The organism is Massilia sp. 9I (assembly GCF_902506415.1).
Lineage (GTDB): Bacteria > Pseudomonadota > Gammaproteobacteria > Burkholderiales > Burkholderiaceae_D > Telluria.
The window spans coordinates 270,285-287,639 of record NZ_LR733275.1; the positions used below are offsets into that span (position 1 = coordinate 270,285).

At 66.1% G+C, this 17,355-nt stretch carries 17 protein-coding genes; 8 read left to right on the forward strand and 9 right to left on the reverse strand.

Annotated elements, in window-relative coordinates:
- Positions 1-10: 10 nt before the first annotated feature.
- Positions 11-787, reverse strand: coding sequence for a transporter (locus GV068_RS01200; protein WP_159695616.1), 777 nt, complete (start codon positions 785-787; stop codon positions 11-13).
- Positions 788-970: 183 nt separating this feature from the next.
- Positions 971-3,631 (reverse strand): RNA polymerase sigma factor RpoD, encoded by a 2,661-nt coding sequence (rpoD, locus tag GV068_RS01205; protein WP_159695617.1) that lies wholly within the window; start codon positions 3,629-3,631, stop codon positions 971-973.
- A 601-nt stretch (positions 3,632-4,232) separates the two neighbouring features.
- Between rpoD and GV068_RS01210 the strand changes: the two genes are divergently transcribed.
- The gene (locus tag GV068_RS01210; RefSeq protein WP_159695618.1) at positions 4,233-4,754 is read left to right on the forward strand and encodes a ProQ/FINO family protein; all 522 of its coding nucleotides are present in this window, start codon (positions 4,233-4,235) and stop codon (positions 4,752-4,754) included.
- Positions 4,755-4,758: 4 nt separating this feature from the next.
- Positions 4,759-5,400, forward strand: coding sequence for a 3'-5' exonuclease (locus GV068_RS01215; protein ID WP_159695619.1), 642 nt, complete (start codon positions 4,759-4,761; stop codon positions 5,398-5,400).
- Here the strand turns inward: GV068_RS01215 and GV068_RS01220 are convergent.
- Complete coding sequence (locus tag GV068_RS01220; RefSeq protein ID WP_159695620.1) at positions 5,372-6,112, reverse strand: class I SAM-dependent methyltransferase; 741 nt, start codon at positions 6,110-6,112, stop codon at positions 5,372-5,374. The two genes, GV068_RS01215 and GV068_RS01220, sit on opposite strands and share 29 nt — an antisense overlap.
- A 102-nt stretch (positions 6,113-6,214) precedes the next feature.
- Here GV068_RS01220 and GV068_RS01225 point away from each other — a divergent pair, with 102 nt between their 5' ends.
- Both GV068_RS01225 and GV068_RS01230 read left to right on the forward strand, forming a co-directional pair.
- The gene (locus tag GV068_RS01225; protein ID WP_159695621.1) at positions 6,215-6,937 is read left to right on the forward strand and encodes a c-type cytochrome; all 723 of its coding nucleotides are present in this window, start codon (positions 6,215-6,217) and stop codon (positions 6,935-6,937) included.
- On the forward strand, positions 6,934-8,193 hold the full coding sequence (locus GV068_RS01230; RefSeq protein ID WP_159695622.1) for a cytochrome c: 1,260 nt from the start codon (positions 6,934-6,936) through the stop codon (positions 8,191-8,193). The genes GV068_RS01225 and GV068_RS01230 overlap by 4 nt, the downstream gene beginning before the upstream one ends.
- Before the next feature lie 2 nt (positions 8,194-8,195).
- Here GV068_RS01230 and GV068_RS01235 read toward each other — a convergent pair whose 3' ends face one another.
- Complete coding sequence (locus GV068_RS01235) at positions 8,196-8,600, reverse strand: hypothetical protein (protein ID WP_159695623.1); 405 nt, start codon at positions 8,598-8,600, stop codon at positions 8,196-8,198.
- Positions 8,601-8,842: 242 nt separating this feature from the next.
- Complete coding sequence (locus GV068_RS01240) at positions 8,843-9,607, reverse strand: hypothetical protein (RefSeq protein WP_159695624.1); 765 nt, start codon at positions 9,605-9,607, stop codon at positions 8,843-8,845.
- 158 nt (positions 9,608-9,765) lie between these two features.
- Between GV068_RS01240 and GV068_RS01245 the strand changes: the two genes are divergently transcribed.
- A complete protein-coding gene (locus GV068_RS01245) occupies positions 9,766-11,145 on the forward strand; it encodes a serine hydrolase (protein WP_159695625.1) in 1,380 nt (459 codons plus the stop codon).
- Between the two features lie 16 nt (positions 11,146-11,161).
- On the opposite strand, the gene GV068_RS01250 is transcribed toward GV068_RS01245, so the two are convergent.
- Positions 11,162-12,058: an EamA family transporter gene (locus GV068_RS01250; RefSeq protein ID WP_159695626.1), complete on the reverse strand. Its 897-nt coding sequence runs from the start codon at positions 12,056-12,058 to the stop codon at positions 11,162-11,164.
- A gap of 246 nt (positions 12,059-12,304) precedes the next feature.
- Between GV068_RS01250 and GV068_RS01255 the strand changes: the two genes are divergently transcribed.
- Positions 12,305-13,186, forward strand: a complete 882-nt coding sequence (locus tag GV068_RS01255) for a LysR family transcriptional regulator (protein WP_159695627.1) — start codon at positions 12,305-12,307, stop codon at positions 13,184-13,186.
- Between the two features lie 18 nt (positions 13,187-13,204).
- On the opposite strand, the gene GV068_RS01260 is transcribed toward GV068_RS01255, so the two are convergent.
- Positions 13,205-14,074: a PhzF family phenazine biosynthesis protein gene (locus GV068_RS01260; RefSeq protein ID WP_159695628.1), complete on the reverse strand. Its 870-nt coding sequence runs from the start codon at positions 14,072-14,074 to the stop codon at positions 13,205-13,207.
- A gap of 166 nt (positions 14,075-14,240) precedes the next feature.
- Here GV068_RS01260 and GV068_RS01265 point away from each other — a divergent pair, with 166 nt between their 5' ends.
- Positions 14,241-14,630: a 4-oxalocrotonate tautomerase family protein gene (locus GV068_RS01265; RefSeq protein ID WP_159695629.1), complete on the forward strand. Its 390-nt coding sequence runs from the start codon at positions 14,241-14,243 to the stop codon at positions 14,628-14,630.
- Positions 14,631-14,648: 18 nt separating this feature from the next.
- Here GV068_RS01265 and GV068_RS01270 read toward each other — a convergent pair whose 3' ends face one another.
- Both GV068_RS01270 and GV068_RS01275 read right to left on the reverse strand, forming a co-directional pair.
- Positions 14,649-15,770 carry a type IV pilus twitching motility protein PilT gene (locus GV068_RS01270; RefSeq protein WP_159695630.1) on the reverse strand — a complete coding sequence of 374 codons (1,122 nt, stop codon included), beginning with the start codon at positions 15,768-15,770 and terminating at the stop codon, positions 14,649-14,651.
- An 88-nt stretch (positions 15,771-15,858) separates the two neighbouring features.
- A complete protein-coding gene (locus tag GV068_RS01275) occupies positions 15,859-16,332 on the reverse strand; it encodes a DMT family transporter (protein ID WP_159695631.1) in 474 nt (157 codons plus the stop codon).
- Positions 16,333-16,548: 216 nt separating this feature from the next.
- Between GV068_RS01275 and GV068_RS01280 the strand changes: the two genes are divergently transcribed.
- The gene (locus GV068_RS01280) at positions 16,549-17,316 is read left to right on the forward strand and encodes a head GIN domain-containing protein (RefSeq protein WP_159695632.1); all 768 of its coding nucleotides are present in this window, start codon (positions 16,549-16,551) and stop codon (positions 17,314-17,316) included.
- Positions 17,317-17,355 lie beyond the last annotated feature (39 nt).

Sequence of the window (17,355 nt, forward strand, 5' to 3'; positions counted from 1 at the left end):
TGGACCCGGATCAGAGTTTGAAGGAGAAGCCAAGGGTGAAGGCGGTGTCGGGAGTACGGCTGTTCAGGCCACGCGAGAACATCGCGTCCACTTGCACGGTATCGGACAGCAGGTAAGCGCCGCCGATGTCGAAGGTCGCCTGGGTGCCGCCGTGGGCGCCTTTGGCGATCTGCGGCAGCGCCACCTCCACGAAGCCGCGCAGGCGCTCGTTGAAGGACTTGCCGAGCACGACGCCGAGGATGCCGTAGCGGTAGCGGCCGCTGTCGTCGCGTTCGACGCCTACCCCCGGCATCACGCCGAGCGAATAATCTGCCGGCAGCTCCCATTCTCCGACCACGCGCAGCGAGGGACGCACGCCCTGGCCGCGGAAGGCGCGCGAGCCGCTGTCGAGGTCCGCATGGAGCAGCACGCCCACCGACGGCAGGCTGCCGCTATCGTCCATCACGTGCCACTTCAGGCCGAGCGAGGTGTCGGCGTAGCCGCTGTCCTTGGCGCGCAGGCCGCCTTCGGTCAGGCGTTGGTCGATGCGGCCGTCGGTCTCGACGCGCAGTTCGATCGTTTCGCCGACGCCGTAGCGCAGCAGGGTCGGCGTGGCGACCGTACGGGCACGCAGCGGACCGCTGTGGTCGCGCTCGAGCAGCAGACTGGTTTCCACCTGAAGCCGGGCCTTGCCGACGACATTGCTCGATTCGACGAAATCAGGACGATCGGTGGCGATCGTGTCCTGGGCGTGGACTGCAGGGGTGGCGCAGAGAGCGAATGCTGCAAGGGTGACAACAGGCTTCATGAGACTCCAATAAACTGCGAAAAATTGCCGTGAAGCATATTCTTCTGTTTGCTGAGCGTGCGTCAATATATGTGAGACATCGTCTGTACAAGGTATTAACAAAGCGTTGCAAGGGAGCCGCAACGGGCAAAAAAAATGCCGCACGGGCAAAACCCGGCGGCATTTTTGACCAACTGGTAAAAATTACTGGTTGTGCAGGAAAGTCTTCAGTTTGTCCGAACGCGAAGGCTGGCGCAGCTTGCTCATCGCCTTGGCTTCGATCTGGCGAATACGCTCGCGGGTCACGTCGAACTGCTTGCCCACTTCTTCCAGCGTGTGGTCGTTCGACATCTCGACGCCGTAGCGCATGCGCAGCACCTTGGCTTCGCGCGGAGTCAGCGAGTCCAGCACTTCCTTGATCACGTTGCGCATCGAGGCGTGCAGCGCGGCGTCCAGCGGCGCCAGCGTGGTGTTGTCCTCGATGAAGTCGCCCAGCTGCGAATCGCCGTCCTCGCCCATCGGGGTTTCCATCGAAATCGGCTCTTTCGCGATCTTCATGATCTCGCGAACCTTGTTCTCCGGCATTTCCATCTTGGCCGCCAGGGTCGGCAGGTCCGGCTCGCTGCCGGTTTCCTGCATGATCTGACGCGAGATGCGGTTCATCTTGTTGATCGTTTCGATCATGTGCACCGGCACGCGAATGGTACGGGCCATGTCCGCGATCGAGCGCGTGATGGCCTGGCGGATCCACCAGGTCGCGTAAGTCGAGAACTTGTAGCCGCGGCGGTATTCGAACTTGTCCACCGCCTTCAGCAGGCCGATGTTGCCTTCCTGGATCAGGTCGAGGAACTGCAAGCCGCGGTTGATGTATTTCTTGGCGATCGAGATCACCAGGCGCAGGTTGGCCACGGTCATTTCGCGCTTGGCCTGGCGCGCACGCTTCTCGCCCGCCGCCATCTGCTTGTTGATGCGGCGCAGGTCGGCCAGCGGCAGCGCCACGCGCGCCTGCAGGTCGATCATGCGCTGCTGTAGTTCCTTGATCGCCGGCAGATTCCGGCTCAGGACGGCGCTGTACGGATAGGCGCAGTCGACTTCGCGATCACCCCATTGCAGGTCGGTCTCGTTGCCCGGGAAGACCTTGATGAAGTGGGCGCGCGGCATGCCGCAGCGGTTCACGCAGATGTCCAGCACGGCGCGCTCGATCGAACGCACTTCGTCCATCTGGCCGCGCAGAGTGTCGCACAGCTTTTCCACGATCTTGGCGGTGAAGCGGATGCCGAGCAGCTCGTTCGAGATGATCGCCTGCGCTTCTTCGTAGGAGTCGGAACCGTAGCCGCTGGTCTTGAAGGCATGGCCCATGCGGTCGAACTGCTTTTCGATCAGGGCGAACTTCTCGAGCGCGCTCTTGCGCAGCTGCGCCAGCTGCTCGGTCGAATAGCCGGCCGCACCGCCGCCGGCGGCGCCCTCTTCCTCTTCTTCCTCGATCTCTTCCTCTTCCTCGTCGTCGCCGGCACGGGCCGGGGCCGCCACCGGCACGGCCGCTTCGTTGAGGTCGACGAAGCCATCCACCACGTCGTCGATCTTCATCTCGTCGGACGCGATCTTGTGCGACAGCGCGATGATTTCCGAGATCGTGGTCGGACAGGCCGAAATCGCCTGCACCATGTCCTTCAGGCCGTCCTCGATGCGCTTGGCGATTTCGATCTCGCCTTCGCGCGTCAGCAGCGACACCGCGCCCATTTCGCGCATGTACATGCGGACCGGGTCGGTGGTGCGGCCGAAGTCAGAGTCGACGGTCGACAGCGCGGTCGCGGCGGCCGCTTCCACTTCGTCGTCGCTGGTGGCGGTCGGCACGTTATCCGACAGCAGCATCATCTCGGCTTCCGGGGCGCGCTCGTAGATGGCGATGCCCATGTCGTTGAAGGTCGCGATGATGCCTTCGATCGCTTCCGGATCGACGATATTTTCGGGCAGCTGGTCGTTGATCTGGGCGTGAGTCAGGTAGCCGCGCTCCTTGCCCATGTTGATCAGGTTCTTGATCTGCTGGCGACGCTTTTCCAGTTCCGCTTCCGAGAAGCCGGCGCCGGCTTCGCCGCCCATCATGCCCGCCAGGCCCTTGGCCTTGCGCTCGCGCAGCTTCGAGGCCGCCTTCATTTCGGCGCGCTCGATGGTGTTCAGCGCCGCGACTTCGTCGTTCTCCGGTACGAACTCGCTCGGCTTGCGGCCGCGGCGGCCCGGGACCTTCACCTGCGGCAGCAGGTAGCCCGAGGTGTCGATCGCGGCCAGCGCGGCGGCATCGGTGGTGGCGTTGACGGCGCCCACGGCGGTCGGCGCGCTTGGTGCCGGCAGGGCGTTGGCGTCGGTGCGGCGGGTGCGGGCGCGCACGGCCTTCGGCGCGGCGGCCGCGGCTTCTTCGACGGCGGGCGCCGCTTCGGCGACGGCGGCGACCGGTGCGGCTTCGAGCTCCGGCGCCTCGGCGACGGCTTTCAGGGCGGCCAGCTTCGAACCGCGCTTCTTCACGACCACGGTCGCGGCGGCGTTCGGCACGGCGGCGGTGTAGTCCTCGAAGGCGGCCGGTTCGGCGGCAGGGGCCGCTTCAAGCGCTGCTTCAACCGGCGCCGGCGCTGCCGCTTCCACCACCTCGGCCACGTCCGGGGTGTCGATCGCGTCTTCGTTGGCGGCGCCGGCTTCGTGAGCGGCCTTGGCCGATGCCAGGCGCGAACGGGTCTTCACCACCGTCACCTTGGCCGCCGCTTCCGTTTCGAGGAAGTAGGAGGTCGCGGTTTTCGGCACTGCCAGCTGTGCCGTAGCCTTGGCGGGCGCTTTTTTGGCGGTCAGTGTCAGTGTCTTGGCGGTGTTTTTCATAGTGAAGCTCTCTCCAGTCGCGGCGCATGGCGCGCCAGCGATTCAATGTTCTAACGGACCCGCGGGCGGGTCTGGTTTGCGGGAAGCGGAAGTGGCCCTACCTGGGGGCGGACACGCGGACTTCAAGCACGCATTCCCCGGGGCCGCCCACAATCCCCGAGGGGTGGCGGCAAGCTAAGGAGGAATGGACAATGTTCAAAATCACGGTGTGCATGTCGGAACGAAAAAAAGCCCGTCGGGTGAAACGGGCTTGCATCTCATGTTCAAGGGAAGAACAGAAGGAAGGCGATATTATGCCGCATTGCAAGAATTGGTGATAATTGAAATATCCGATAAGGGATATTACCACCCTGAATATGACCTCGGCCTCTGCGCCCATCTCCCGGCTGGTCTGCGACGGCGCAAGCCGTGCGCAAGGCAAGGGGCGGATCATACACGATTTCATGCCCGCACGCCTGCGGCGCCCCGCCATCTCTGATTTAATTTCTTGGGTTAATTCGTTTGCCGGATTCTCAAGAATAATGAAACAAGTACAATACGGCCCGCACTGGCGTCCGGGCGCCGTGCTATCCTTCGTTTTCCCGTTCTTACAATGAAGTCAATGAATACCACTACCGCTGCCGAGACCGTCGACAACAACGCTCCTGAAACGCCGGATTCGCCGTCCACGAGCACCAACGCCCAGGCAGCCGAGGCCCCCGCTGCAGCTGCCGCACCAGCGTCGCCGGCGCCGTCCGCACGCGCCCTGCTCAAGCAGCTCCAGCAAGAGTTCCCCGCCTTCCGCGACTGCCTGCCGCTGGCGATCGGCATCGACAAGCAGCTGCTGGCCCGTATGCCCGGCCTGGACCGCAAGACCATGCGCGCCGCCCTCGGCATCCATACCGGCTCGATGCGCTACCTGCGCGCCATGGAAAAAGCCAAGGTCCGCTACGACCTGGACGGCACCGCCGGCGCCGAAGTGACCGACACCCATCGCCTGCACGCGAAAGAACAGCTGCAGCAGCGCTTCAAGAAGGAAGCCGAGCGCAAGAAGGCCGAGCGCGATGCCGCCGCGGCCGAAGAGGCGAACCGCCAGCGCCAGGAAAAGCTGAACGCCCTCGCCGCCAAGTTCTCGCGCAACTGAGTCGATGACTGCAACCGGCGTCGTCGACCCCGAAGAACTGCTGCCGCCCTACGACGGCATCCGCCTGACGGACGTGCGCATCGTGCGCACCCCAAGCGAGGCGGCCGCCGCCCTGGCAGCCCTGTCGCAGGCCGACGTGATCGGCTTCGACACCGAATCCAAGCCTACCTTCGCCAAGGGCGAAGTCTCGACCGGGCCGCACCTGGTGCAGCTCGCCACCGACGAACTGGCTTACCTGTTCCAGATCGGCAGCGCGGCCAGCGCCCAGACCGCGCTGGGCGTGCTCAAGCCGGTGCTTGAATCGGAGCAGATCCTCAAGGTTGGTTTCGGGCTGGGCGACGATCTGAAGCGCCTGCGCGCCAAGCTCGGCGTCGAAGCACGCAACGTACTCGATCTGGCCACCGCCATGCGCCGCCGCGGCGAGCGCAACACGCTAGGCGCCAAGACCGCAGTGGCGCGCTTCTTCGGCCAGCGCCTGCAGAAGTCGCGCCGCATCACCACCACCAACTGGGCGCTGCCCCAGCTGAGCGAAAAGCAGGTGCTGTACGCGGCCGACGACGCCCACGTGGCGCTGCGCCTGTACCGCTATTGGCGCGCCAACCCGCCGCTCGACGAGGCTAGCGCCCCGCCGCGGCGCGCTTCCTGACCACGAAATAGGCTTCCGGGCACAGCGCCGTTCCCAGCAGCGGGAACGGGCTGGCGCTCGCCTTCTTCAAGGCGAACGCTTCGCCCAGCGCCTGGCGGAATACGCGGTGGTCGAAGCCCATGTGCTCGTTGTGGACCTCGACGTCGGGCGGCAGGTAGCCGATCGGGCGGTCCTTAGGCGGCATGCCGAGCGTCGCCATCAGGACGTGCTTCGGCCTGGCGTCGTAGGCCCCATAGCGCCGGCTCATGCGGAACATGCCCTTGTACAGGGCCGGCAGGCCGACTTCGACCGGGACCCCGAACACGGCTTCGCCGTCTTCCTTCAGCAGCGCCGCCACTTCGCCGAGCGACTTCGCACGCATCGACAGCGGGATGTGCTCGAACACCTCCAGGCAGAACAGCACGTCCACCTGGGCTTGCGGGATGGTGTCGAACGAGGCGTGGAACGCGACCCGCGGCAGGTCCTTGAGCTCGATCTTCGCCTCTTCGAGCAGGTCCGAGCAGGGCTCGTAGCAGATGATGGTCGCGTTGGGGTATTCGTGGACGAGGTACTTGCACAGTTCACCGCTGCCGGCGCCGAAATCGAGCACGCAGCGCACGTCTTCGCGCGCCTTCTGGGCGAAGCCGATGGCGCTGTGCAGGCGCTGCTGCTGCAGCCAGCGCTTGATGGGATTGCGGTCCCTGAATACACCTTCCGTATAACTTACGCCCATCCTGCGCCCCAGCGGTCCAAAGGATGGGATTATAGCAAGGGGGCAAACCCTCGAAGCTTGATCCGCGTTATCATTCTCGCATTGCTACTGCCGGGTTCACTCATGACTGGTTTTACATTACGGTGCCGTACGCTGTTCGCAGTCCTGCTGTTCTCCGCCGGTGCGGCGCACGCCGCGCCGCAAAGCGTTCCTGACACCCTGGCCCAGCGCCTGGTCGCCTGCACTTCCTGCCACGCGCGCGTCGATGCGCGCGGCAACCCGGTCAACGACAGCTACTTCCCGCGCATCGCCGGCAAGCCGGCCGGCTATCTGTACAACCAGCTGCTGAACTTCCGCGAAGGCCGGCGCCAGTACCCCTTGATGACCTACCTGGTCGAGCACCTGCCCGATCCCTACCTGCGCGAGATCGCCGGCCATTTCGCGGCCCAGCCGCCCAGCGCGCACGCCGCCGAAAGCCCGGCTGTCGCGCCCCAGGTGCTGGAGCGCGGCCGCCAGCTCGTGATGAACGGCGACAGCGTGCGCAAGGTCCCGGCCTGTGTGGCCTGCCATGGCCAGCGCCTGACCGGCGTCGAACCGGCCATCCCGGGCCTGCTCGGCCTGCCGCGCGACTACGTCAACGCGCAGTTTGGCGCCTGGCGCAACAAGGCGCGCCGCGCCCATGCGCCGGACTGCATGGCCGAGATCACGGCCCGCTTGTCGCTCGAGGACGTCAACGCCGTCTCGAGCTGGCTCGCGGCCCAGCCGGTACCAAGCGATCCGCGCCCCGCCGCGTCGGTGGCGCGGCCCCTGCCCCTCGCCTGCGGCAGCGCACAGGAAGCACCATGAAGAAGATCGCCCTGCTCCTTGCCGCCGTTGCTGTCGCCCTGGTGGCCATCGCCTGGCCGCGCGAAGACTACGTCGCATCGACCTCGCCCGCCGCCTGGGCCTCCACGCCCGAGAACATCGCGCGCGGCGCCTACCTCGCGCGCGCCGGCGACTGCGTGGCCTGCCACACCGCGCGCGGCGCTCCGCAATACGCCGGTGGACGCGCACTCGACACGCCCTTCGGCCGCCTCTACGGTCCCAACCTGACGCCGGATAAGGAAACCGGCATCGGCCTTTGGTCCGCCGACGACTTCTGGAACGCCCTGCATAACGGGAAGGCGCGCGATGGCCGCCTGCTCTACCCGGCCTTCCCGTACACGAACTACACCAAGGTGTCGCGTCCGGACTCCGACGCGCTGTACGCCTACTTCCGCAGCCTGGCGCCGCAGCACCAGCCGAACAAGGCGCACGAACTGGACTTCCCCTACGACCAGCAGGCCATGCTGGCCGGCTGGCGCCTGCTCTACTTCAAGCCCGCCACCTTCACGCCGCAGCCAGCGCGCGGCCTTGAGTGGAACCGCGGCGCCTACCTGGTCGAAGGCCTGGGACACTGCAGCGCATGCCACAGCACCCGCAATCGGCTGGGAGCATCGGGCGAGACCCTGTCGGGCGGCCTGATTCCGACCATCGGCTGGTACGCCCCTTCGCTCACCGCGAGCGGCGAAGCGGGAATGAAGGACTGGGACAAGGAGCACATCGTCGCGCTGCTGCAGACCGGCATTTCGCCGCGCGGCAGCGCCACCGGGCCGATGGCCGAAGTGGTGGCGCGCAGCCTGCAGCACCTGACGCAAGCGGACCTGGGGGCGATGGCAACCTACCTGAAGTCGCTGCCCTCGAACGTCACGCCGGCGCAGGACAAGGGCGAGCCCGCGAGCGAACAGTTGCTGGCCGAAGGACGCCGCTTGTACGGTTCTTACTGCGTGGACTGCCACGGGCTTGAGGGCAAGGGCAAGGCACCGGCCTATCCGCCGCTGGCCGGCAACCGCGCAGTCACCTTGACGCCGGCCGTGAACGCGATCCGCATCGTGCTCAACGGCGGCTTCCCGCCCGGCACCGCGGGCAATCCGCGGCCCTACGGCATGCCGCCCTTCAGCCACGAGCTGAACGACGCGCAGGTGGCTGCGGTGCTGACCTACATCCGCGCCAGCTGGGGCAATGCGGCGCCGCCGGTCGGGACACCGGATGTCAACCGCTACCGCAGCGTGCCGCTGGACTGAGCCTAGCCGCAGGTTTCCACGTAGGCCACGGCGGGCTGGCGTCCCGCGCGTATCTTCGTGACCTTGCCGCCGGATTCCTCGAGGATGAGGGCGGCACGGCCATCGGCGCTGGGGAGGGTGATGTAATGGCCGTTCTCATCGTACTTGTGGGGGCCGACGACCGCTTGCGGGTGCGTCGCGCGTACCTGCTCCAGCGTGTCGCCGACCGCCACGCCCACGGCATTCTCGACACCGGCTTCGGCATCGGCCCGGGTAAGGACGCCGTTCTCGACCATGAAGCGCAGCTTCGGCATGGTCGGGAAGCGGACCATGCTGCAAGCGGGATCGAAGGGCGTCGGCAGCTCGGCCTTCGCGCCGGCGGCCTGCTCGGCTTCGGCCAGCTTCATCCCGAAGCGGAGCTTGCCCACGCCTTCCGCACTCAGGGCGGTCGGTGAGGTGGGCGCGACCTCGGTCGGAGCGGGGGCGGCGGCCAGCGGCTTCGCCTCGGCGGGTTTATCGCTGGACGGTCCAGGCGCTGGTGTCTTTGAACATGCGCTCAGCAGCGCAATCGTGACAAGCAGGGTAATCGTTCGCAAGGCTGTATCCTTTTTCAAAACGTCGTGCGCCCGACTATACCGCCCACTTTTCTCCTGAGCCGTTCGCTGCCGCACTAATCAATCAGGGTCTTCACCATCACGCGCCCGTCCGGCAGCGGGCTTTCCTGGCGCAGCATCAGCTGGCTGCCCTTGGCGAACCAGAAGGTCGAGTCGCTGCCCGGCCGGTTATAGTCGGTCTTGACCACCCAGCAGTCCACCGGTCCTGCCGGCCCGGCGATGTTCGCGGAACCGGTGACGCGGAAGCTGTAGCGTTGCGGCGCCATCGAGCCGCCCGGGTGGTAGAAATTGATGCGTGCATCCAGGCCCTCGGCCAGCGGCAGCGCTTGCAGGAATTCGATGTCGGTCTCGAAGTTGTAGGTCGGCTCGGCCGAGGCCACCGCCAGATCCTTTTGGGTGTTGTCCGCGAGCTCGCGCATGCCGGTGATCTTGTCCGGTGCGAACACAAAGCCCTCGACCACGCGCTTGCCATCGCGCTCGCTGATGCGCTCATGGCTCAGTGGACGGAAGCTCCCGGCTTCGAACCAGGAGTCGTAGGTGCGCACCGAGGGTGTCGGCAATACGCCGTCCCAGCGCTGCACAATGCGCATCAGCTGCTTACCCTCGCGTTCCTCGAAGCGGATCTCGCGGGTCCAGATGTCGATCGGCTGGCTGGCGCCGGCGGGCGTGCGCATGAAGCGCAGGTAGTGGTGGGTGCCGGGCTTGAGCAGCGCAAAGCGCGCCAGCGGCGTGCCGACGTCGATGTTCTGGACGGCGGCGTGGGCGGACAGGCTCAGGCCGGCGGCGAACAGCGCCAGCAGGGTACGGCGAATGATGTGCATGGTCTCTCCTCAGGGATACGCTGCCGAGTATCGCCCTGGCCTGTCAGCATGGCAACTTAAAATGGATATGCATGGCCCCACGCGTGGGGGAATCGGCCCCGCCGGTCATCCGGGAGACCGTGTTTACGCATAAGATCACCGGTCACGCACAGGACGCCATGAAACGATTCCTCTCCTCCCTCGCTTCCCTCGCCCTGCTCTGCATGGCAAGCATCCCTTCGCGCGCCGACCAGGTCGACGATTACATGCGCAAGCACATGGCGCTCAACCATGTGGCCGGCGCCGCGGTCGCGATCGTCCGCGACGGGAAGATCATCAAACGCCAGGCCTATGGCTTCGCCAACCTCGAATGGCGGCAGAAGGCGACGCCGGACACCGCGTTCCAGTTGGCCTCGTCGACCAAGCCGTTCACGGGACTGCTCCTGATGCGCCTGCAGGAAGCCGGCCGGCTGTCGCTCGACGACAGCGTCGGCAAGTACCTGCCCAATGCGCCGCAAGCCTGGCAGCCGATCACGCTGCGCCACCTGGCGGACCACTCCTCCGGCATTCCGGACAATGTCAACGCGGGGCCGAACGCTTCGCTCGACGACTACGTCGCCGCCGCGGCGGCCCTACCCCTTAGCCATGCCCCGGGCGCGTCCTCACGCTACGGCATCGCCGGCTACACGGTCCTGGCGAAGGTGATCGAAGTCGCCGCGGGCATGCCCTATCCGCAGGCGCTCAAGCGCTACGTCACCGCGCCGCTCAAACTGCGCGCCGATTTCGACTACAGCAGCGGCGATCCGAACATGCGCAGCGTGGATGTCGTGCCGAAGCGCGCCAGCATCTACGACTGGAACGAAGGACGCCAGCGCGAATTCCGCTTTCATTTCGCGCCGCTCAGCTACGATGCGGGAGGATTGCTCGCGTCGGTGGACGACCTTGCCGCCCTGGCGGTTGCGATCGACCGGGGCAAGCTGCTGCGCGAGGACAGCCTCGACGCCATGTGGACGCCGGCCCGGCTGGCCAACGGCGACATGAACAGCTTCGCGGTAGGCTGGGCGGTCCGGGAAGTCAACGGCCGCGCCGCGGTCGGGCATTCCGGCGGGCCCGCGCTGTCGGACATCCTGCGCTTCACCAGGGAACGCACGACCTTCATCGTCCTGACCAACGGACAGAAACTCTATCCCTACCTGGCGCAGGGCATTTCCGAGCTGTTCTACCCGCCCCCGCCGGTGGTGATGCCGAAAGGGATCGAGGATGAGCGACCCGAGTTGAGCGCGACGCTGCGCCAGGTACTCGCCGATGCGGCGGCCGGCAAGGTCGACGACAGCAACTTCGGCGAGCAAGCGCGCAAGGACTTCGTCCTCGCATTCAAATCCTTTTTGCTGCCCTTCGTCAGTTCATTACCGGCTGTCGAGGAATTCGTGCTCCTGAGCGACAGCCCGAAGGACGGCGGCATAGGCCGTACCTACCGCGCACGCCACGGCAAGCGTGCCCAGACCTGGGGCTTCGACATCGACCGGGACGGCAAGCTGCGCGCCTTCGGCCCCAAGTGACGGCGCCTCCCTTGCGCTAGCGCTGGGTGGCCGACCGCCCGCGCTGGAACCAGGCGCCGAGCCGCGCGCCGAAGAACATGATTGCGATCCCGGAAAGAATGCACAGGGCGGCCAGCAGCTTGGCGCCGCCGATGGTCTCGCCGTAGACCAGGTGCGAGGTCAGCAAGCCGGCCACCGGCACCAGCAGGGACAGCGGCGCGACCTGGCTCACCGGGTAGGTCTTCATCAGCGAGTTCCAGACCCAGTAGCCGAACAGGGTCGTGACCCAGGCCTGGAAGGCGATCGAGAACAGGGACTTCGGCCCCAGCGAGGTCGCCAGGCTGGTGAACGGCGCCAGGCCTTTCGCACACAGGGTCAGCACCACCAGCGCCAAGGTCGCAAAGCCGCAGGCCCATACCAGAAAGGCGAACATGTCCGCCGGACGCGCCTGCTTCACGATCACGTTGCAGACGGCCCAGGCGAAGGCGGCGAGCAGGATCAGCACCATGCCTAACGCACTGCCGGCGGCGTCGCTGGAAAACAGAATGATCGCCAGGCCGGTCCCAGCCATCGCCATCCCGATCCACTGCTGCCGGCCGATGCGTTCGCCCAGCACCAGGCTGGCCAGCACGATGGTGAAGAAGGCGCTCAGCTGCAGCAGCAGCGAAGCCAGTCCGGCCGGCACGCCCGCATGGATGCCCAGGTTGACCAGTCCCCACAGTCCGCCGCCGAACAGCGCGCCGTAACCGGCCACGTAGCGCAGCCGCGTGCTGGGGCGCGGCACCAGGAGGATCAGCGGGAAAGCGCTCATGGCGAAGCGCGCGCAGGCCAGGGCGAAGGGGTCGACATCGGCCAGGCCGAGCCGGATCACGGAAAAGTTCGCGCCCCAGATCGCGGTGACGAGGATGCCGAGCAGGATGTGTTTGAGAGCCATGATGTTCGTTCCAGGTGAATACGCCACGATACCTATGCAATACCACAATGGGAATGCGCATGGCGGCAAGCATCCTATGCATGAACGCATAGGATCGAAGTACTACTGCGCCACTGTACGAATCCGCCCGTCGCAGGTCCAATCACTTTTCCCGCCTGGGGTTCAGGATTGCTGAGGGGCCCGGCCGGAAAAATGCGCGCAGCCTGTGTAGAATCTTCGGCACGACAATCAACCGAAGGCAGCGCCATGGATATCCACCAGCTCAAGTCATTGGTCACCATCGCCCGCTGCGGCACTGTCGCGCGGGCCGCCGAGCTGCTGCACCTGAGCCAGCCGGCGATCAGCGCCCACATCAAAGGATTGGAAGAAGAACTGCGGGTGCGCCTGTTCGAGCGCCACGCGCGCGGCATGACGCTCACCAGTGCCGGCGAAGCGGTGTTCGAGCATGCCAAGCGCGCCCTGCACGCGGTCGAGGCGATCCGCGACGAAGCCAATACCCTGAACGGAGAGATCGCTGGCGAACTGGTGATCGGCACCGTCAACGAGCCGGCCTTCCTTCGCCTGCCCGCTTTCTTGCGCCACATGCGCGAAGCGGCGCCGCACGTCGCCATCTCGCTGGTGCAGGCCACGTCGGGCGCGGTGCTGAAGAACATCGAGGACGGCGTGTTCGATGCCGGCTTCGTCGAAGGAAGGCTGGACGGACTGGCGGTGGACGCCATGCTGCTGCGGCCGGTGGAGTTCGTGGTCGGCTATCCGGCCGCATGGCGCGAGCGGATCGAGGCCGAGCCAGACGCCCTGGCGGCCGCGCTCGCCCTGCCCTGGATCGGCACGTCGAGCGACTGCTCCTTCCACAAGCTCACCAAGGCGCTGTTCGCAGGGCACGGTCTTCCCTTCACGCCCGCCCTGCGCACCGACGACGAAGCGCTGCTGCTGACGATGGTCGGGCAAGAAGCCGGCCTGTCCCTGGTGCGCCGCGACATGCTGGAAGCCCACGCCAAGGGCGACGTACGCGCACTGGACGGCGTCGTGGTGGACGCCGGCATGCATTTTGTCACCGCCGAGTCGCCGGCCAAGCCGGGCCTGCTACGCGTGGCGCAACGGGCGGTCCGGCGCGCCTGGCAGGACTAGGTTTTACATCACCGCGCCTCACATGACCGTAATTGTGCTGGCCAGCTGCGCCCTGCCGCCCGCGTACAGGCCCGTGATCCGCCCCTGCTCCAGATTCAGCTCCACGGTAATCCGCGAAGGCGACGGCGTGGCCATGTAGGCGCCCTGCCGGATCAGCAATGTCGGCCGCCGCACGCCCGCGCGGTCGTACAGGTAGCAGGCCAGGGGCCCCGCCGCCATGCCCGTCGCGGCTTCTTCCTCGATGCCGTAATGCGGGCCGAACATGCGCGCGGTGGCGTCGAATTCACCGTCAAGCGTCGCGAACACGTAATAGCCGATGGCGCCCAGCGCCGCGCTGACTGCTGCGATCTCGTCCATGTCGGGCGCCAGCTCGGCCAGTTGCTGCTCAGAGCGCACGTGCACCAGCACGAAGCGGTTGCCGGTGTCGACCACGCAGGGCGACGCCACGACACGTCCTGGGGTGAGGCCCAGGCTGGCCAGGATGCGGTTGCCGCTAACGCCCGGCGCGAAGCCCGCCTCGTCGGTGTAGGTGGGCGCCAGCTGTTCCATGAAGGCGGTTTCGCCGCGCAGCACGATCCTGCGGATGCCGTCGATGGTCTCCTTCGAGCTCTCCGCCCCCGCGACCAGGCCGCGCTGCGCCAGCAGCGAGAAGGTGGCGATAGTGGCGTGGCCGCAGTGCGCGATCTGGCGGTTCGGGGTGAAGAACTCCAGCTTGATGCCGGCCACCTCCGAACGCGAGACGAAGGCGGTTTCGGACAGGCCGACCAGCTGGGCGATGCGCAGCTTCTCGCTGACGGACAGCGTATCGGCATCGAGCACGACGCCGGCCGGATTGCCCCCCTGGTCGCCATCCACGAATGCGTTGACGATGTTGACGGTACGTGCCATGACTCCTCCTGATAAGAATGAGCTGGCACTGTACGGGGCGCACCTGGCGCCGGTCCAATCACCTTTGCGCGCCGGCATTCAGGAATCCTGATGGCGCCGCCGCATTCATGATTGGCGCGGGGTGAGCTGAAGGTCTAAAGTAGTCTCACAAACCAAGGAGACCGCCATGCCCATCCTGACTGTCAAAGTATCCGGCCGCCCCGACCGGGAACGCACCCATGCGATCGCCGAGCTGCTGCTCGACGCCACCTCGCGCATTCTCAAGAAAAAGCGGGAATTGACCGCGATCGTGATCGACTACGTCGACCCGGACTGCTGGCTGGTCGCAGGCGCGCCGCTCAGCGAACACGGCAAGAGCAGCTTCTACATGGACATCCGGATCACGGACGAGACCAATACCAAGGACGAAAAGGCAGCCTACATCCGCGAGGTATACGCCGGCTTCGCCCGGCTATTGGGAGACCTGCACGAGGAAAGCTACATCCACGTGATCGATGCGCGGGCCGCCAGCTACGGCTACGGCGGCCTCACGCAGGAATACCGCTACCACCGCTAGCTGCTGCGGCGGCGGTAGTTACACCATGTCGGCGAAACCGACCCGGTCGGTGGTCGCGTTGCGCGCATCCTCGACCCGGACCTTGTGCGCCGCCAGCAGCTGCTCCAGCGAGGCATTCATGGTGTGGCAGCCCGGATCGCGGCCGGCGTTCATGTGGGTGCGGATGGCGCCGACGTCGCCCGCTTCCAGCATGCGCATGATGGCCGCGCTGGGGGTCAGGCATTCGGTGGCCAGGTGGTAGCGGTTGCCCTCGACCGAGGGCAGCAGCGCCTGGCACAGGACGCCGCGCAGCGCGTGCGCCAGGGCCTGCGCCTGAGCTTCCGAATTGCCGAGCAGGCGCAGCATCTTCTGCAGGCCCAGTTCGGTGGAGCGCGCGTGCAGGGTGGCCAGCACCAGCGGGCCGGATTCGGCCAGCGCCAGGGCTTCCTGGGCCGTCTCGGCGTCGCGGATCTCGCCGATCACGATCACGTCCGGACGCTCGCGCAGGGCGTCCAGCGCGCCCAGGTAATAGCTCTCGACGTCGGCGTCCTCGCCCACTTCGCGCTGGGTGATGATGCACTTGCGCTGCGGGATCAGGGTCTCGACCGGGTCTTCGATGGTGATGATGTGGCCCGAGCGCTGCTTGTTGATCTCGTCGATCATCGAGGCGATCGTGGTCGACTTGCCCTGGCAGGTGTCGCCGATGATCAGGACCAGGCCGCTGGCCAGGCGCGCGAATTCCTGTTCGTCCTGCCACAGGCCCAGTTCCGACAGCGCCAGCGGCTCTTTCGGGAAGCGGCGGATCACGCAGCCCAGACGCTTCTTGCCCTGGAAGCTGAAGCAGTTGGCGCGGATGCGCGCCGTGTGCAGGTCGATCGAGCGGTCGAAGGCGCGCACTGCGATGCGCTCGGCCCAGTTGGGCTCGATGACGTCGAAAAATTCTTCCAGCTCTTCCTTGGTGATCGGCGAATCCGTCACCGCCACCAGGCCCTTCGGCTGGCGCAGCATCAGCGGGCTGTTCTGGTGGATGATGATGTCCGAGAACACCAGGCGCGAGTTCAGCAGGTGCAGGATCTGCTCGACCAGGGTCCCGAAGACCGGATGGTCCTCGTTCTCGATGTAGGACAGGGTGGGGATCTGCGAGGACTGGTGGTATTCCATCTGGCCGGCACATGAAAAAAGGTTAAACAGTGCCGGACATTATAGAACCATGCTTATCCGAAAGATTGCAAAAGTGAAAGAAAAATGTTCACCGTGACATAGCTGCAACGATACGCTCGCCGAACAGGGTGATCGCCACGCCCAGCGCCACCACGCAGGCCCCGGCCACGCGGACATTCGACACCTTGCGGATCGCCATGTTGACCAGGCCGAAATGGTCGATCGCCATCGAGGTGAGCAGCTGGCCGGCGATCACCAGCACGATCAGGTTCAGGAGGCCGATGCGCGGCGCCAGGAATACCGTGCCGAAGACGAACGCCGCGCCCAGGAAGCCGCCGGCGAACTTCCATGCCGGCTGGCCGGCCAGCGCCGCGAAGGTGGGGGCCAGGCCGCCGCGCGACACGGCCACGCCCGCCAGCACGATGGTGCCGCAGCCGAAGGACACCAGGGCCGCGACCACGGAGTTGGCGCCGATCGAGGCCGCCAGCTGGGTATTCACGGCCGCCTGGACCGACATGGCCATGCCCACGCAGAAGGCCATCAACAAGAAAATCAGGTTCATTACTACTTCCGCCAACGCGGATCCAAAGCAAAAAGCGCACGATTTTAGTGCAAACCGGGCGTTCGGGATAGCCATCCGGTGTGCATACCTGGCTGCAGCCTGTCCCGCCAGCGTGCATTCCAGGCGGGCGACCCTGCGCTTCGTCGCATCCGCCGTGCGCCGGGCTCGGCGTTTGCCTAGGATGGCAACATCGACAACGCCAACAAGGAGACCCCGATGAACAAGACCCCGACCCTGATCCTGCGCGGCATCGTCCTCGCCGTCGCCCTCGCCTGCGCCGCCGCCCCCACCATGGCCGGCAACTGGCCCTGGGGCGGCGAACAGGTGCAAGGCAGCGGCAACGTCAAGCGCCAGGCGCGCCAGGTTTCGCACTTTTCCGGCCTGGCCTTCGAGCTGCCGGGCAGGCTGGAACTGCGCATGGGCGACAACGAAGGCGTATCCATCGAGACCGATGACAATCTGCTGGGGCTGGTGGAAACCGTGGTGGAAAACGGCACCCTCAAGATCCGCCCGTCCAAGCGCGACCTCAACCTGCGCACGAAAAACCTGAAGGTGGTCGTCACCGCGCGCCAGATCGAGCGCCTGTCGCTGGGCGGCTCGGGCGAGATCGAGGCCGACACCCTGCGCGCGCCGCGCCTGAACATCGACCTGGGCGGCTCGGGCGAAATCAATGTGCGCAAGCTGGACAGCGAAACGGTGGCGGTGAACCTGGGCGGCAGCGGCGACTTCAAGGCCGGCGGCGGCGGCGCGCGCAAGCTGTCGGTGTCGATCGGCGGCTCGGGCACCGTGGACATGGGCCGGGTGCAGTCGGACAGCGCCAGCGTCAACCTGGCGGGTTCGGGCGAAGCGACGGTGTGGGCGCGCCACGAGCTGACCATGACGATCGCCGGCTCGGGCGACGTCAACTACTATGGCGACCCGCGCATCAGCAAGTCGGTGGTGGGATCGGGCGACGCCCGCCGCCTGGGTGGCGCGCCGCGCTGATGTCTAGGGTGGGCAGGTTTTCTGCCCACGCGGTCAATG

What these genes read in the sequence shown, in the direction of transcription:
- GV068_RS01200 (WP_159695616.1), bottom strand. Translation starts at nt 787, where the DNA reads ATGAAGCCTGTTGTCACCCTTGCAGCATTCGCTCTCTGCGCCACCCCT.
- rpoD (WP_159695617.1), bottom strand. Translation starts at nt 3,631, where the DNA reads ATGAAAAACACCGCCAAGACACTGACACTGACCGCCAAAAAAGCGCCC.
- GV068_RS01210 (WP_159695618.1), top strand. Translation starts at nt 4,233, where the DNA reads ATGAATACCACTACCGCTGCCGAGACCGTCGACAACAACGCTCCTGAA.
- GV068_RS01215 (WP_159695619.1), top strand. Translation starts at nt 4,759, where the DNA reads ATGACTGCAACCGGCGTCGTCGACCCCGAAGAACTGCTGCCGCCCTAC.
- GV068_RS01220 (WP_159695620.1), bottom strand. Translation starts at nt 6,112, where the DNA reads ATGGGCGTAAGTTATACGGAAGGTGTATTCAGGGACCGCAATCCCATC.
- GV068_RS01225 (WP_159695621.1), top strand. Translation starts at nt 6,215, where the DNA reads ATGACTGGTTTTACATTACGGTGCCGTACGCTGTTCGCAGTCCTGCTG.
- GV068_RS01230 (WP_159695622.1), top strand. Translation starts at nt 6,934, where the DNA reads ATGAAGAAGATCGCCCTGCTCCTTGCCGCCGTTGCTGTCGCCCTGGTG.
- GV068_RS01240 (WP_159695624.1), bottom strand. Translation starts at nt 9,607, where the DNA reads ATGCACATCATTCGCCGTACCCTGCTGGCGCTGTTCGCCGCCGGCCTG.
- GV068_RS01245 (WP_159695625.1), top strand. Translation starts at nt 9,766, where the DNA reads ATGAAACGATTCCTCTCCTCCCTCGCTTCCCTCGCCCTGCTCTGCATG.
- GV068_RS01250 (WP_159695626.1), bottom strand. Translation starts at nt 12,058, where the DNA reads ATGGCTCTCAAACACATCCTGCTCGGCATCCTCGTCACCGCGATCTGG.
- GV068_RS01255 (WP_159695627.1), top strand. Translation starts at nt 12,305, where the DNA reads ATGGATATCCACCAGCTCAAGTCATTGGTCACCATCGCCCGCTGCGGC.
- GV068_RS01260 (WP_159695628.1), bottom strand. Translation starts at nt 14,074, where the DNA reads ATGGCACGTACCGTCAACATCGTCAACGCATTCGTGGATGGCGACCAG.
- GV068_RS01265 (WP_159695629.1), top strand. Translation starts at nt 14,241, where the DNA reads ATGCCCATCCTGACTGTCAAAGTATCCGGCCGCCCCGACCGGGAACGC.
- GV068_RS01270 (WP_159695630.1), bottom strand. Translation starts at nt 15,770, where the DNA reads ATGGAATACCACCAGTCCTCGCAGATCCCCACCCTGTCCTACATCGAG.
- GV068_RS01275 (WP_159695631.1), bottom strand. Translation starts at nt 16,332, where the DNA reads ATGAACCTGATTTTCTTGTTGATGGCCTTCTGCGTGGGCATGGCCATG.
- GV068_RS01280 (WP_159695632.1), top strand. Translation starts at nt 16,549, where the DNA reads ATGAACAAGACCCCGACCCTGATCCTGCGCGGCATCGTCCTCGCCGTC.